Below are 14,867 nucleotides of genomic sequence, written 5' to 3'. Positions count from 1 at the left end.
CCGCTGGAGATCCTGCCTCAGGAGGAGGCAGACCGGTTCCGGCGGGCATACTGCGGGCTGTGCCACACCTTGGGGGAGCGGTACGGCCCGGCGGCCCGGATGATCCTGAACTACGACTTCACCTATCTGGCCATCCTGCTGTCGGATCCGGAAGAAGCTGCACCCTGCCGGAGGCGGTGCGTGTCCAGCCCCGTCCGGCTCCGGGCGTACCAGCCCGCAACCGCGGCTCTGGAGCTGGCGGCGGATGAGAGCGTGATTCTGGCCTACTGGCAGCTGCGGGACGGCGTGGAGGACCACGGCCTCTGGAAGGGGTTGGGCTACCGGGTCTCCGCCGCCGCACTGCGGGGCGGCTATCGAAAGGCTGCCGCGGCCCGGCCGGGGTTTGACGGCCGGGTGCGGGAACAGCTGGCGGCTCTGAGCCGCTTGGAGGGGGAGTGTTGTCCCTCCATGGATCAGGCGGCAGATACCTTTGCCCAGCTGCTGGCGGCAGCGGCTGCCGGGGTGGAGGACCCGGTGCGGCGGCGGGTGCTGGAGCAGATGCTCTACCACCTGGGCCGGTGGGTGTATCTGATCGACGCGGCGGACGACCTGCAAAAAGACGCCGTCTCCGGGAATTATAATCCCGTGGCCCTGCGCTATGGCCTGCGGGACGGCAAATGGGACGAGGAGAGCCGCCGGGCCTTTGCCAGAACGCTGGACCACTCCATCCACATGATCGCCACGGCCTTTGAGCTGTGGGACTTCGGCGTCTGGCGCCCCCTGCTGGAGAGTACGGTGTACACCGGGCTTTTTGCCGTGGGCCGGGCCGTGCTGGAGGGCACCTTCCACAAAATGCCCCCCAGGGAACAGAGAAAGAAACACAAGAAGGCTGAGGAGACCACATGAACGATCCCTATCAGATACTGGGTGTGTCGGAGAACGCCTCCGACGAGGAGATCAAAAAAGCATATCGGGAGCTGGCCCGGAAGTACCACCCGGATAACTACCACGACAATCCGCTGGCGGATCTGGCGCAGGAGAAGATGAAAGAGATCAACGCCGCCTACGAGCAGATCACCAAGGAGCGGGCCTCCGGCAAGCGGGGGAGTGGCTCCGGCGGGGCCTCTTACGGCGCTTCCGGCTACGGCGGATACGGCGGCTATCAGGGCTACGGCGGATATGGGGGCTCCCAGAGTTACAGCGGTCAGAGCTCCGTGCTCCAGCAGGCCCGCATCGCCATCAACACCGGCAACATCAGCCGGGCGGAGGCGCTGCTGGCCAATTACAGCGACCACAATGCGGAGTGGAACTTCCTGAAGGGGGCGGTCTGCTACCGCCGGGGCTGGCTGGACGAGGCGCTGCGGTACTACCGGACCGCCTGCCAGATGGACCCCACCAACGCCGAGTACCGGCAGGCGCTGGAGTATATGGAGGGCACGGACGACACGGCATACCGCCCCGGCGGCGGGAGTTTCGGCACCTTTTGCGGCGGAAATCCCTGTATGAGCCTGTGCTGTCTCTGGGCGCTCTGCAATGGCGGCGGCTATTGGTTCTGCTGCTGAGAGACCACAAGAGAGGAAGTAGGGATCACATGATTAAGAGCATGACCGGCTACGGCCGGGCAAGACAGGAGCTGCACAAGCGGGACATCACGGTGGAGGTCCGCTCCGTCAACAACCGGTATCTGGACTGCACCGTGAAGATGCCCCGGATGTATGCCTTTGCGGAGGACGCGGTGAAAAAGCACGTCCAGCAGGCGGTGTCCCGGGGAAAGGTGGACGTGTTCATCACCGTGGACGCCACTGCCGCGGATGTGGTCAAGGTTGCGGTGAACCGGGAGCTGGCGGCCCAGTATGCCGCCGCCCTGGGGGAGCTGTCGGACGTCTGCGGCACAGCGGACTATCGGCCCGCGCCGGAGACGCTGGCCCGGTTCCCGGACGTCCTTACCGTCACGAAGGCGGATGAGGACCTGGAGACCGTCAGCGCCGACCTCTGCGCGGTCTTGGACGAGGCGCTGGCCGCGTACAATGACATGCGGGCCGTAGAGGGGCAGAAGCTGGCGGAGGACATCTCCAACCGGCTGGACGCCATTGAGCGCTACACCGGACAGGTGGAGATGCGGTCGCCGGAGACGGTGGCGGAGTACCGCGCCAAGCTCACCGCCCGGATGGAGGAGGTGCTGCAGAGCACCACCGTCGACGAGCAGCGGATCCTGATGGAGGCCGCCATCTACGCGGACAAGGTGGCTGTGGACGAGGAGACCGTCCGCCTGCGGAGCCACGTGGCCCAGCTGCGTACCATGCTGGCAAGCGACGAGCCCATGGGCCGGAAGATGGACTTCCTGATCCAGGAGGTCAACCGGGAGTCCAACACCATCGGCTCCAAGTGCAACGATGTGGCCATTGCCAATGTAGTGGTGGGGCTGAAGGCGGAAGTGGAGAAGATGCGGGAGCAGGTCCAGAATGTGGAGTGATGGAAGATGAAGCTCATCAACATCGGATTCGGCAATCTGGTCTCCGCTGACCGGCTGGTGGCTGTGGTGGGGCCGGACTCGGCCCCCATCAAGCGCATGGTGCAGGAGTCCCGGGAGCGGGGAATGCTGATCGACGCCACCTACGGCCGCAAGACCGCGTCCATTTTTATCATGGACAGTGACCACGTGGTACTGTCGGCCCTGCCGCCGGAGCGGTTCGCACCGAAGGAAGAGAGAGAGAACGAAGAATAGGAGCGTGTGTATATGAGAAAGGGGAGGACCTTTGTGGTCTCCGGCCCCTCCGGCGTGGGGAAGAGCACGGTGCTCAAGGCCCTGCTGGAGTCCCGGAAGAATCTGTATTTTTCTGTGTCGGCCACCACGCGGGACCCGCGTCCCGGAGAGCTGGACGGCATCCACTACCACTTCATGGACGTGGAGTCCTTCCGGAAGTGGATCGCCATGGACCAATTCCTGGAGTACGCGGAGTATGTGGGGAACTTCTACGGCACACCCAAGAAGTTTGTGGACGATGCCATGGAGGCCGGGAAGGACGTGATCCTGGATATTGAGATCCAGGGCGCCATCCAGGTGTGCAGCAAGCGGCCGGACACGGTGCGCATCTTCATCGCCCCTCCCAGCTGGGCGGAGCTGGAGCGCCGCCTGACAGAGCGGGGCACCGACAGCCCCGAGAAGATCCAGAAGCGGCTGCTGCGGGCCAAAGTGGAGTTTCAGACGGCCCACACCTATGATTACTTTGTCATCAACGACACCGTGGAGAATGCGGTGGGGGAGCTGAACGCCATTATCACGGCGGAGCACTGCAAGCCCCAGGAGCGCATGGAGATCATCAGCGGACGCTGAGACGCCCGCTTTGTCCATAAATAAATTTACGCCTGCAAGGCAGATAGGAAGTTGATCCATTATGATGCTGTATCCCGCAATGAACAAGCTGACCGGCTATATCCCCAACCGCTATATGCTGGTGGACGTGGTGGCCCGCCGGGCCCGGCAGATCGCCGACGAGGCGGAGGAGACTGGCGAGCATCTGACGGAGAAGCCCGTCACCCTGGCCATCCAGGAAGTGGCGGACGGCAAGCTGGACGCCAGAAACATGGACCTGACCATTGAGGAACCGGAGGATCTACAGCCGGCGGAGGAAGAGGCACAGTAACAACAGGAGGGGCGAGGCATGGAAACCGCTGAGATCGTGAAAATCGCGGTGAGCGCCGCGCCCTATTCCATTGACAAGCCCTATGACTACTTGGTTCCCCCGGAGCTGCTGGAAACGGCGGTACCCGGCGTCCGGGTCACCGTGCCCTTCGGCCGGGGCAACCGCACCAGTGAGGGCATTATTCTGGCCCGGACGCCAGGTGAAAAGATGCAGGGGCTCAAACCCCTGCTGTCGGTCCTGGACCGAGGGCCGGTACTGGACGGCGATGGCATCGCCCTGGCATTGTGGCTGCGGCAGCGGTACTTCTGCACGCTGTTTGAAGCGGTGAAGGCCATCCTGCCCGCCGGACTCTGGTACCAGATCCGGGAGGTCTGGCATGTGGCAGAGGGCATGGACCGCTGCGCGGCCGACGGCGCGGCCACCGGCATCCGACGGGCCGCCCCGGTGCTGGACGCCTTGTTTGCCGCCGGAGGCTCCGCAGAGCTGTCAGTGCTGGAGGAGGCCTGCGGCAAGGAGGCTGGCACTGTGCTGCGGGCACTGCAGAAGGCCGGGGTCACGGTCTGCGAGACTGCGGCCCGCCGGAGGATCGGCGACAAGTCCCGTCGGATGGTGGAACTGGCCGTCAGCGCCGAGGAGGCCGCATCTCTGACGGAAAAGCGATCCTCCCCCAGCGGCGGGAGGCGGTGCGTCTCCTGGCGGCAGAGGGGCGGATGAGCGCGGCGGAGGTATGCTACTTCACAGGCGTCTCCATGGCCGCCCTCCGGGGGATGGAGAAGGCGGGGATCGTGGCTTTTTCAGCGGAAGAGGAGCTGCGGCTGCCGGACCTGACGGCGGTGGAACCCAGCGGTCCTATCGTCCTCAATGAGGAACAGGAGGCGGCCTTTCAGTGTATCCGGACCCTGACGAAGACCGGGAAGCCGGAGGCGGTGCTGCTCCAGGGCGTCACCGGCAGCGGCAAGACCCAGGTCTATCTCCGTCTGGTTCAGGAAATACTGAGCCGGGGGAGGCGGGCCATGGTCCTGGTGCCGGAGATCGTGCTGACGCCCCAGATGATGCGGCGGTTCTCCGCCTGTTTTGGGGACCAGGTGGCCATGCTCCACAGCTCCCTGCGGATGACGGAGCGCTACGACCAGTGGAAGCGTATCCGCCGGGGCGAGGTCCAGGTGGTGCTGGGCACCCGGTCCGCCATCTTCGCCCCGCTGAAAAACGTGGGCCTGATCGTCCTGGACGAGGAGCAGGAGAGCAGCTATCAGTCGGAAAACCCGCCCCGGTATCACACCCGGGACGTGGCCAAATACCTCTGCGCCCGGGACAAGTCCACCTTGGTCCTGGGGTCTGCCACTCCGGCGGTGGAGACCGCCTGGAACGCGGAGCATGGGATCTATCACAAGGCGCTGCTGCGCCGGCGATATAACCGGCAGGCATTGCCGGAGGTGCTGGTGGCGGACCTGAAACAGGAAATCCGGGCGGGCAACGCCGGGATGGTGGGGCAGGTCCTCCGCACTGAGCTGGAGGAAAACTTGCGGCGGGGAGAGCAGAGCATCCTGCTGCTGAACCGCCGGGGCAGCAACAGGTATCTGCTGTGCGGGGAGTGCGGCCATGTGCCGGAGTGTCCCCGCTGCAGCGTGGCGCTGACGTATCACTCCGCCAATGGACGGCTGATGTGCCACTACTGCGGCCACTCGGAGCGATCCAGCGACACCTGCCCCGTCTGCGGCGGCATCATGAAGCACGTGGGCACCGGCACTCAGAAGGTGGAGGAGGAGCTCCACGATCTGTTCCCGGGTACGGAGGTGCTGCGGATGGACGCAGACACCGCCGCGGGCCGTCATGAGCAGCTGCTGGACAAGTTTGAGCGGGAGCAGATTCCCATCCTCCTGGGCACCCAGATGGTGGCCAAGGGGCTGGACTTTCCCCAGGTGACACTGGTGGGGGTTCTGGCTGCGGATCTGTCCCTGTATGTAGACAACTACCGGGCCGCCGAGCGGACCTTCAGCCTGCTGACCCAGGTGGTGGGCCGGGCGGGCCGGGGCGGCAGTGCCGGCCGGGCGGTGATCCAGACCTACACCCCGGAAAACGATGTGATCCAGTGCGCGGCTCGGCAGGATTACCAGGGGTTTTATGAGCGGGAGATCCGGATGCGGCGATTGCGGCGGTTTCCGCCATTTGCAGACCTCTTCACCTTCACCGTCTCCGGTACCGAGGAGGGCGCCGTCCTCCGGGCCGCCGTCGCAGTGCGGGAAGAGCTGCGCCGCCTCTGCGCCCTGCCGGAGCTGGCGGCCGGAGAACCGGAGGTGCTGGGTCCCGCCCCTGCGCCGGTGATGAAGCTGAATAACCGCTACCGCTACCGCTGCCTGCTGGTGGGAAAGAACGACAGGCCCACCCGAGAGGCGGTGAGCTGGCTGCTGAAGGCATTTGCAAACGACCGCGCCAACCGCGGGATGAATCTATTTGTGGACTGCAACTCCATGGAGTGAGCAGCGTTTTGAAGGAGGTCAAGGACTTATGGCTTTACGGAAGATCGTGGTGCAGGGAGAGGAGTGCCTGACAAAGGTGTGCCGCCCTGTGACGGAGTTCAACCCTCACCTGCACCAGTTGCTGGACGATATGCTGGAAACACTGGAGGATGCCAATGGCGCTGGGCTGGCTGCTCCCCAGGTGGGAGTGCTGCGCCGGGTGTGCGTGGTGCTGGACGAGGACTCTGAGGAGTATATCGAACTGGTGAACCCGGAGATCGTGGCTCAGAGCGGCGAGCAGACCGGGCTGGAGGGCTGCCTCAGCGTGCCCGGCAAATGGGGCATCGTCACCCGGCCGGACGTGGTCCGGGTCCGGGCCCAGGACCGGTATGGCGACTGGTTCGAGGTGGAGGGCGAGGGCCTGACGGCCCGAGCCTTCTGCCACGAGATCGAGCATCTGGACGGCCATCTGTTTGTGGAGCACATCGACCACTTCCTCTCTGATGAGGAGCTTCGGGACTATCTGGAGCAGGAAGAGCGGGAGGCCCGTGAGGCCGCAGAAGCTCAGGAAGGGGAGTGAGCCCATGCGGATCCTGTTCATGGGCACGCCGGACTTCGCCGTGGCGTCCTTGCGGCGGCTGGTGGCCGACGGCCATGAGGTCTGCGGCGTGTTCACGCAGCCGGACAAGCCCAAAAACCGGGGACATAAGCTGGTGCCAACGCCTGTAAAGGAATTTGCTTTGACAGAAAATATTCCCGTCTATCAGCCTTTGAAGATGCGGGACGGCACGGCGCTGGAGCTGGTGCAGTCCCTGGCACCGGAGCTGACGGTGGTGGCGGCCTACGGCCGCATCCTGCCGGAGGACATTCTGGAGGTGCCCAGATACGGCTCTATCAACGTCCACTCGTCTCTGCTGCCCAAGTATCGGGGGCGGCCCCCATCAACTGGGCCATCCTGAACGGGGAGGAGACTACCGGCGTCTCCATCATGTATATGGCGAAGGAGCTGGACGCAGGGGACGTGATCCTGCAGAAGGAGACTCCCATCGGCCCGGACGAGGACGCCCAGGCCCTGACGGTGCGCCTGGCGGACCTGGGGGCAGAGGCCCTCAGCGAGGCGGTGGCGGCCATCGGAAACGGCACAGCCGCCCGGACACCCCAGGATGAGAGCCGTCAGACCTACGCCTCCATGCTGACAAAAGAGATGTCCCCCATCGACTGGACCCGCTCCGCCCGGGAGATCGACTGTCAGGTCCGGGGACTGATTCCCTGGCCCTGCGCGGCCTGCGATCTGGCAGGGCAGCGGTTCAAGGTCTACCGCACCGCCCCCGGCGAACAGACCGGCGCGGCGCCCGGTACAGTGCTCTCCGCCGGGAAGCAGGGCATCCAGGTGGCCTGCGGCAGGGGAGAGAGCCTGTATCTCACGGAGATCCAGGCGGAGGGCGGCAAGCGCATGGCTGCGGCGTCCTATCTGCTGGGCCACCCGTTGGAGGTCTGAGCTCCGCCAGTTTCACAATTCGGGAGGTTTTTATGCCCTATTACGGTCATATCTATTACGGTTATGGCGACTTTCTTGCAAATAATCTGTACGTCCTGCTGCTGATCCCAGTGCTGCTGCTGTCCCTGTGGGCCCAGTTCCAGGTGTCCGGCAGCTTCCGGCGGTACAATGCCGTGAACAACCGGCGCCGCATCACCGGTGCCCAGGCGGCGGAAGCGGTGCTGCGGGCTCACGGGGTATTCGGTGTGCCTGTCCGGCCCTGCCGGGGAAATCTGACAGACCACTACGACCCCCGGGACAATACCATCTACCTGTCTGAGACAGTCTACGACGCCCCCACCATCGCGGCGGTGGGCGTGGCGGCCCACGAGGCGGGCCACGCTGTCCAGTACGCGGAAAACTACGGGCCTGTGCGGCTGCGCACGGCCATCATCCCCGCCACGCGGATCGGTTCCAGCCTGTCCTTCATCCTGTTGCTGGTGGGGCTGGTGCTGTACAACCAGTCTCTGTTCTTCATCGGCATCGTGCTGTTTTCCTTCACCACGCTGTTCCAGCTGGTGACGCTGCCGGTGGAGTTCAACGCCTCCGCCCGGGCCATCGCCACCATCGACGGGGCAGGCCTGCTGGATGAGGATGAGCTGCCCGGCGCCAAAAAGGTGCTGCGGGCCGCGGCGTTGACCTATGTGGCGGCGCTGCTGATGAGCCTGCTGCAGCTGATGCGGTTTGTGCTGATCTTTATCGGCCGCGGCGGCCGCGATCAGGGAGGCAGCCAATGAGGGCCCCTAATGCCCGGGACACCGCCCTGCGCGTCCTGGTGAGCTGCCGCACGGCCGGGGCCTGGGCGGATGCGGCCCTGAGGGTCCAGCTCCGCCGGGACGGCCTGTCCGGACCAGAGGCGGCGCTGTGCAGCCGCATCGTCTACGGCGTGATGCAGAACCGGCTGCTGCTGGACTTCTACCTGGGTGCCTACTGCTCCCAAAAGGCCGACCACTTGCAGCCGCCGTTGCTGGAAATTCTGCGGATTGGGGCTTATCAAATTCTGTTTCTGGATAAAATTCCCCACAGCGCCGCTGTCAATCAGGCGGTGGAGCAGGCCAAGGACAACGGCCGGGCCAAGGCAGCCGGACTGGTGAACGCGGTGCTGCGGCAGCTCTCCCGGAACAAGGTGCACCTGCCGAGGATCCCGGACCAGGATGCACTGCACAGCCTCTCCATCCGGTACAGCCATCCCAAGTGGCTGGTGAAACGCCTCCAGGCCATTCTGGGGCCGGAGACGGAAGCCTGCCTTGCGGCCGACAACGCTCCGGCGCCGCTGACGATTCAGGTGAATCCGCTGAAAGCTGCTGCGGAGGAGCTGACGGCGGAGCTGGTGGCATCCGGCGTGATTGTCCGGCCCCATCCTTGGGTGTCCGGATGCCTAGAGCTGGACCACGCCGGGGACCTGACGGCGCTGGAGCCCTTCCGAACGGGAAAATTCCTGGTCCAGGACCCGGCGGCTCGGTTGGTATCCCAAATCGCCGGGGTGGGGCCGGGAATGCGGGTGCTGGACGTGTGCGCCGCACCGGGAGGCAAGTCTTTCTCCGCCGCCTTCGCGATGGAGGACCAGGGGGAGATTTTGGCCTGCGACCTTCACGAGAACAAGCTGAAGCGCATCCGGGAGGGAGCGGACCGGCTGGGACTCGCCTGCATCCGGGCAGAAGCCGCCGACGGCCGGACATTCCGGCCGGAGTGGGAGGCGCGGTTCGATGTGGTGCTGGTAGACGCCCCCTGCTCGGGTTTCGGCATCATCCGGAAGAAGCCGGATGTCCGGTACAAAAAGCCTGACGACCTGTTCGCCCTGCCGGTGATCCAGCGGGCGATCTTGGACAACGCCGCCCGGTACGTGAGGCCCGGCGGCACGCTGGTGTACTCCACCTGCACGATCCTGCCGGAGGAGAACGAGGGTGTATCCGACAGCTTCCTGGCAGAGCACCCGGACTTTTGCCGCACGCCCTTCTCCCTGTCCGGACCGGTGGGGGAGACCGAGGGCCAGGTGACTCTGTGGCCCCACCGCCACGGCACCGACGGCTTTTACATCTGCCGCATGACGCGGAATTGAGGAACGATCCATGACCGATTTGAAATCACTGACCCTGCCGGAGATGACGGCCTTCCTCCAGTCCCTGGGGGAGCCGGCCTTCCGGGGCAGGCAGGTGTTCACCTGGCTCCACCGGGGGGTGACGGACTTCGATGGGATGACCAATCTCTCCAAGTCCCTGCGGGAAAAGCTGAAGGAGACCTGTTTCATCACCGCCCCCAGGTGGCCCGCAAGCAGGTGTCCCGGTTGGACGGGACCATCAAATACCTCTGGGAGCTGTCCGACGGCAACTGCATCGAGACAGTGCTCATGCAGTACCACCACGGCAACACCGTGTGCATCTCCTCCCAGGTGGGGTGCCGGATGGGGTGCGCCTTCTGTGCCTCCACCATCGCCGGCAAGGTCCGGGACCTGACCCCGGCGGAGATGCTGGACCAGGTGCTGTTCACCCAAAAAGACTCCGGCCTGCCCGTCTCCAACATCGTGCTGATGGGTATCGGCGAGCCGCTGGACAACCTGGACACGGTGCTGAAATTCCTGGAGCTGGTGAACCACCCCGACGGGATGAACATCGGGATGCGGCATATCTCCCTCTCCACCTGCGGCATCGTGCCGGGCATCCGGCGGCTGGCGGAGCTTGAACTTCAGCTGACTCTCTCTGTGTCCCTCCATGCGCCGGACAGCGAGACCCGATCCAAGATCATGCCCATCAACCGGGCCTATGACGTGGAGGAGCTGTTCCGGGCCTGCCACGACTACTTCGACAAGACCGGCCGCCGCATCTCCTTTGAGTACGCCATGATCGACGGGGTCAACGACCACGACTGGCAGGCGGACCTGATCGCCAGGAAGCTCCGGGGGATGCCGGGCCACGTGAACCTGATTCCCCTGAACGACGTGGTGGAGAGCCCCTACAAGCCCTCCCGCCGGATCGGGGCCTTTCAAAAACGGCTGGAATCCCACGGCATCACCGCCACCGTGCGGCGGAGCCTGGGTGGAGATATCGACGCCTCCTGCGGACAGCTCCGCCGGAAGGCCATGGAAGAAGCGCAGAAAGGGGAGTGTTCCCAATGAACCAAATGAACGTCTGGGGCATGACCGACATCGGCCTTGTCCGGAAGGAGAACCAGGACGCCTACGTCACGGCGCAGCACACGGCCTCCGGCCGCACGGTGGGCGTGGTGTGCGACGGCATGGGCGGCCCCGCCGGGGGCCGTGTGGCCAGCCAGATCGCCGTCTCCGTCTATCTGGAGGAGCTGGAGAAGCTCCTGACGGCGGATCAGACCCCTCAGCAGCTGCTGGAGGCATCCGCCCAGGCGGCAGCCCTGGCCAATCAGGCCATTCAGGCGGAGGCAGAGCGCCGGGAGGAATGCCGGAACATGGGCACTACCCTGGTGTCCGCCATCTCCTATGACGGCGGCGTGGTGGTCACCAACGTGGGGGACAGCCGGGCTTATCACATCACGGAGGACGGCATCACCCGCATCACCAAGGACCACTCCCTGGTGGAAAGCATGGTAGACCGGGGAGACATCACCGCTGAGGAGGCCCGCCGCCACCCCAGCCGCAATCTCATCACCCGGGCCCTGGGACCGGACATCTCCGCCGACTGTGACGGGTACATATGCCCGATGAACGCCGGGGAGTACCTGCTACTGTGTTCCGACGGACTGGTGAACACCGTCACCGATCAGGAGATGCTCTTCGAGGTCATCCACGGGACGGGCCGGACACCTGCCTGGACCGGCTGCTCGCCATCGCCAAGCGCCAGGGCGCGCCGGACAATGTCACGGCCGTCCTGATGCAAAAACAGTAAAGGGGGAGACACATGGAACACAAGGACCCGTATATTGGAAAAATGCTGGACAACCGCTATGAGATTCTGGAGCGTATCGGCACCGGGGGCATGGCGATTGTGTACAAGGCCAAGTGCCACCGGCTGAACCGCCTGGTGGCCGTCAAGATTCTCAAGAGCGACCTGGCCCAGGACGAGGACTTCCGCCGCCGGTTCAACGCAGAATCCCAGGCAGTCGCCCAACTGTCTCACCCCAACATCGTATCGGTGTACGACGTGTCCAAGGGCGGCGATATCGAGTATATCGTCATGGAGCTGATCGACGGCATCACGCTGAAGCAGTACATGGAGAAGCGGGGGCAGCTGAACTGGCGGGAGTCGCTGCACTTCATTACACAGATCATGCGGGGCCTCAGCCACGCCCACAGCCGGGGCATCGTCCACCGGGATATCAAGCCCCAGAACGTGATGGTGCTGCGGGACGGCAGCGTGAAGGTAGCCGACTTCGGCATCGCCTGCCTGGAGAACGCCGCCCAGACCCTGACCCAGGAGGCTCTGGGCTCCGTCCACTACATCTCTCCGGAGCAGGCCCGCGGGGACCGCACCGACGCCCGCAGCGACATCTATTCCGCCGGCGTGGTGCTGTATGAGATGCTCACCGGCCGCCTGCCCTTTGAGGGGGACAGCGCCGTATCCGTGGCCATCCAGCACCTGAGCTCCGTGCCCCTGGCTCCCCGGGAGGTGAATCCGGACATCCCCGAGCAGCTGGAGCTGATCTGCATGAAGGCCATGGCACCGGATCTGGAGAAGCGCTACCCCTCCGCAGACGCGATGATCGCAGATCTGGAGGCCTTTCGGAAGAACCCCGGCGTGAATCTGGACTTCGAGCTGTCCGACCTGCGGCCGGAGGAGACCGACGAGCCCACTCAGAAGCTCCGCTCCGCTGTGCCGCCCCAGCTCCACCGGCAGGGCCGGGAGCCCTCCTATGAGCGGGGACGCCGGTGGGAGGAGGATCGCTACGAGGACGAACAGCCCTCCCGCCTCAGCGGCGGCAAGAAGATCGCGTTGATCGGCGGCGGTGCCGTAGTGGTCGTGGTGGTCCTGTTCTTCCTGTTCCGGGCCATCTTCGCCTCCTTTGTCCCGGCGGCGCCGGACACCTACACCGTACCCAAGCTGGTGGGCATGACGGAGGAGCAGGCCAACGAGCAGGCCAGTGTGGCGGACGGCACCTTCCAGGTGGTGGTGGCGGGCACCGAGGCCAGCGACGCCGCCGTGGGTGAAATCGTCCGCCAGGACCCGGAGCCGGACACGGAGAAGAAGGGTGAGCTGCCCATCACCATCAACGTCTGGGTCAGCGCCGGTGAGGACGTGGGCACCATGCCGGACCTGACCACCAAGCCCATGACCTATGACCAGGCCATGACCATCCTGCAGGATCTGGTGGCGGAATATGAACTGAACGTCCAGCCCTATGAGGAGACCCAGAAGGAGTACGATGACGAGCTGGCCGTTGACGTCATCAAGTCCACCACCCCGGCGGCGAATGAAGAACTCCACAAGGGGGACACCATCACCTTTGTCCTCAGCCGGGGACCCCAGACCGTGCCGCTGATCGATTTCACGAATAGGGAACGTGCCTGGGCGGAGGACCAGCTGAAGAACGTGCTGGGCCTGGAGGTCGAGGTCCATGAGGAGGCCAACGACACTGTGGAAGCGGGTCTGGTTATCCGTCAGAACCCGACGGCTACCACGCAGGTGCCTGCCGGCAGCACAGTGGAGCTGTGGGTCAGCACCGGCCCGGAGAGCGGCGGCAATGAAGACCTGCAAATGGAACCGCTGATTATCGCCCTGCCCACAGACCGGGAGACAGCAGAAGTTCAGATCGTGGTGGACGGAGTGATCAAGGTCAACGAGTCGGTCCCCTGCCGAGATGGCAACTATGTCTATGAGCTGTACGGCACCGGAACGGTCTCCGTGGAGGTGTACGTGGACGGCGTGATGGATGTGAACAATACCCGTGAGGTGACCTTCGGTGAGTGAGGGACGGATCCGAAAGGCCCTCAGCGGCTTCTACTATGTGGACACCGGCAGCGAGGTGCTCACCTGCCGGGCCCGGGGCAAGTTTCGGAAGGAGGGCATCTCCCCTCTGGTGGGGGACCGGGTGGAGGTCCGGGAGCTGGGGAACGGCGAGGGCTTTGTGGAGGCCATCCTGCCCCGGAAGAACGCATTTTCCCGGCCGGCGGTGGCCAACATCGACCAGCTGGTGGTCATCGCCTCCGGTGCCATCCCCAAAACAGACCCGTTCCTCATTGACCGGGTGGCGGCCATCGCAGCACTGAAAGGATGCAGCGTGATGGTGCTGCTGAACAAATGCGATCTGGACTGTGCCGATGCGCTGTACGCCATTTACGCAGCCGCCGGATTTCCAACTCTGCGGGTCAGCGCGGAGACCGGGGAGGGGATCGAGGAATTGAAGCCCCTGATCGCCGGGAAGCTGTCTGCCTTTACAGGGAATTCCGGTGTGGGAAAGTCCAGCATCCTGAATGCCCTGGATCCGGCGTTTCAGCTCCAGGTGGGGGATGTGAGCCAGGCGCTGGGCCGGGGACGCCACACCACCCGGCACGTGGAGCTGTTCCACCTGAGCTGCGGGGCGGACGTTGTGGACTCCCCGGGCTTCTCCTCCTTTGAGACCGATGAGCTGAATCTGGAGCTGAAGCACCGCCTGCCGGAGACCTTTGTGGAGTTCCGGCCTTATCTGGACCAGTGCCGCTTCGTGGGGTGCAGCCACACCAAGGAGAAGGGCTGCGCCGTGCTGGAGGCGGTGCGCGCTGGCAAGATCCAACGGAGCCGCCACGCCAGCTATGTGCGCCTGTATGAGGAGCTGAAGCCCCTCCAGGACTGGCAGGAGCGGAAGAAGTGAATCGCGCGGAAGAGGCGGGCATCTGCCCGCCTCTTTTTGTGTGCCCTGCCTTTTGTACCAGGACAGGCAGCGGCGTATATAATGGGAGTGAGAAAGGGGCGTGGGGCGTATGTTTCGGAGAGGCGGCGGATGCTGGATACTGGGCGTCTGTGCGGTGGCGCTGGGGGCCGGGATCCTGATTGCGGCGATCTTTCCGGTAGGGGCGCTGATGTTTTTGGTGGCGGTCCTGCTGATTGCGTGCGGCTGCGCCTGCTGCAGGCGTTAGAAAGGAGCAAATATCATGCGAATTGTAGTGTGGAAGTCCCCCAAAGCCCTCAGCGGCATTCTGCGGAAGCTGTTCAAGATTTCGGAATAAGCAGTCCCGGCCGGGCATACAGTGTCAGCAGAGCGAGACTCCGTGGACAACATGGCGGCGCACAGGGGCGGGAGAGCGGCCGCTGGCGGCCCCTCCCGCCCCGTACCGTTTTCCAGGCGGCGGGAAACGGCTGCGCCGTCCAT

17 protein-coding genes and 2 pseudogenes are annotated in these 14,867 nt (G+C 64.6%); all 19 read left to right on the top strand.

Annotation, left to right across the window (positions count from 1 at the left end; all coding sequences use genetic code 11):
- Window positions 1-69: 69 nt before the first annotated feature.
- Window positions 70-885, top strand: coding sequence for a DUF5685 family protein (locus EIO64_RS00415; RefSeq protein WP_249390743.1), 816 nt, complete (start codon window positions 70-72; stop codon window positions 883-885).
- Window positions 882-1,541, top strand: a complete 660-nt coding sequence (locus tag EIO64_RS00410) for a J domain-containing protein (protein WP_119311022.1) — start codon at window positions 882-884, stop codon at window positions 1,539-1,541. The genes EIO64_RS00415 and EIO64_RS00410 overlap by 4 nt, the downstream gene beginning before the upstream one ends.
- Before the next feature lie 29 nt (window positions 1,542-1,570).
- Entirely contained in the window at window positions 1,571-2,452 is an 882-nt protein-coding gene (locus EIO64_RS00405; RefSeq protein ID WP_021749896.1) for a YicC/YloC family endoribonuclease, read from the top strand.
- Between the two features lie 6 nt (window positions 2,453-2,458).
- Window positions 2,459-2,704: a DUF370 domain-containing protein gene (locus tag EIO64_RS00400; RefSeq protein ID WP_021749897.1), complete on the top strand. Its 246-nt coding sequence runs from the start codon at window positions 2,459-2,461 to the stop codon at window positions 2,702-2,704.
- Between the two features lie 12 nt (window positions 2,705-2,716).
- Entirely contained in the window at window positions 2,717-3,313 is a 597-nt protein-coding gene (gene gmk, locus EIO64_RS00395) for a guanylate kinase (RefSeq protein WP_021749898.1), read from the top strand.
- A gap of 61 nt (window positions 3,314-3,374) precedes the next feature.
- Window positions 3,375-3,623: a DNA-directed RNA polymerase subunit omega gene (gene rpoZ, locus EIO64_RS00390; protein ID WP_021749899.1), complete on the top strand. Its 249-nt coding sequence runs from the start codon at window positions 3,375-3,377 to the stop codon at window positions 3,621-3,623.
- Window positions 3,624-3,641: 18 nt separating this feature from the next.
- Window positions 3,642-4,337, top strand: a complete 696-nt coding sequence (locus EIO64_RS00385) for a primosomal protein N' family DNA-binding protein (protein WP_249390742.1) — start codon at window positions 3,642-3,644, stop codon at window positions 4,335-4,337.
- Complete coding sequence (priA, locus tag EIO64_RS00380; RefSeq protein ID WP_249390741.1) at window positions 4,334-6,100, top strand: replication restart helicase PriA; 1,767 nt, start codon at window positions 4,334-4,336, stop codon at window positions 6,098-6,100. Before EIO64_RS00385 ends, priA begins: the two co-directional genes overlap by 4 nt.
- Before the next feature lie 28 nt (window positions 6,101-6,128).
- The gene (gene def, locus EIO64_RS00375; protein WP_021749901.1) at window positions 6,129-6,659 is read left to right on the top strand and encodes a peptide deformylase; all 531 of its coding nucleotides are present in this window, start codon (window positions 6,129-6,131) and stop codon (window positions 6,657-6,659) included.
- A pseudogene (locus EIO64_RS18930) lies at window positions 6,583-7,142 on the top strand (methionyl-tRNA formyltransferase); the annotation flags it as partial. The gene def and the pseudogene EIO64_RS18930, both read left to right, overlap by 77 nt.
- Before the next feature lie 126 nt (window positions 7,143-7,268).
- A complete protein-coding gene (locus EIO64_RS19105) occupies window positions 7,269-7,577 on the top strand; it encodes a methionyl-tRNA formyltransferase (RefSeq protein WP_429835872.1) in 309 nt (102 codons plus the stop codon).
- Window positions 7,578-7,609: 32 nt separating this feature from the next.
- The gene (locus EIO64_RS00365; protein WP_119311020.1) at window positions 7,610-8,353 is read left to right on the top strand and encodes a zinc metallopeptidase; all 744 of its coding nucleotides are present in this window, start codon (window positions 7,610-7,612) and stop codon (window positions 8,351-8,353) included.
- Window positions 8,350-9,675 (top strand): 16S rRNA (cytosine(967)-C(5))-methyltransferase RsmB, encoded by a 1,326-nt coding sequence (gene rsmB / locus EIO64_RS00360; protein WP_136890644.1) that lies wholly within the window; start codon window positions 8,350-8,352, stop codon window positions 9,673-9,675. Before EIO64_RS00365 ends, rsmB begins: the two co-directional genes overlap by 4 nt.
- 10 nt (window positions 9,676-9,685) lie before the next feature.
- Window positions 9,686-10,728, top strand: a pseudogene (gene rlmN, locus EIO64_RS00355) (dual-specificity RNA methyltransferase RlmN).
- Window positions 10,725-11,456 carry a protein phosphatase 2C domain-containing protein gene (locus EIO64_RS00350; RefSeq protein ID WP_249390740.1) on the top strand — a complete coding sequence of 244 codons (732 nt, stop codon included), beginning with the start codon at window positions 10,725-10,727 and terminating at the stop codon, window positions 11,454-11,456. The pseudogene rlmN and the gene EIO64_RS00350 overlap by 4 nt, the downstream one beginning before the upstream one ends.
- 26 nt (window positions 11,457-11,482) lie before the next feature.
- Window positions 11,483-13,489, top strand: a complete 2,007-nt coding sequence (pknB, locus tag EIO64_RS00345) for a Stk1 family PASTA domain-containing Ser/Thr kinase (RefSeq protein ID WP_136890643.1) — start codon at window positions 11,483-11,485, stop codon at window positions 13,487-13,489.
- Window positions 13,482-14,369 carry a ribosome small subunit-dependent GTPase A gene (gene rsgA / locus EIO64_RS00340; RefSeq protein WP_136890642.1) on the top strand — a complete coding sequence of 296 codons (888 nt, stop codon included), beginning with the start codon at window positions 13,482-13,484 and terminating at the stop codon, window positions 14,367-14,369. The genes pknB and rsgA overlap by 8 nt, the downstream gene beginning before the upstream one ends.
- Before the next feature lie 109 nt (window positions 14,370-14,478).
- Window positions 14,479-14,634, top strand: coding sequence for a hypothetical protein (locus tag EIO64_RS00335; RefSeq protein ID WP_021749909.1), 156 nt, complete (start codon window positions 14,479-14,481; stop codon window positions 14,632-14,634).
- 15 nt (window positions 14,635-14,649) lie between these two features.
- Window positions 14,650-14,724, top strand: a complete 75-nt coding sequence (gene spoVM, locus EIO64_RS19100) for a stage V sporulation protein SpoVM (protein ID WP_119311903.1) — start codon at window positions 14,650-14,652, stop codon at window positions 14,722-14,724.
- Window positions 14,725-14,867: the final 143 nt, after the last annotated feature.

Source organism: Dysosmobacter welbionis, assembly GCF_005121165.3.
Classification (GTDB): Bacteria; Bacillota; Clostridia; order Oscillospirales; family Oscillospiraceae; genus Oscillibacter; species Oscillibacter welbionis.
This window is presented reverse-complemented; position numbering and strand designations above follow the sequence as displayed.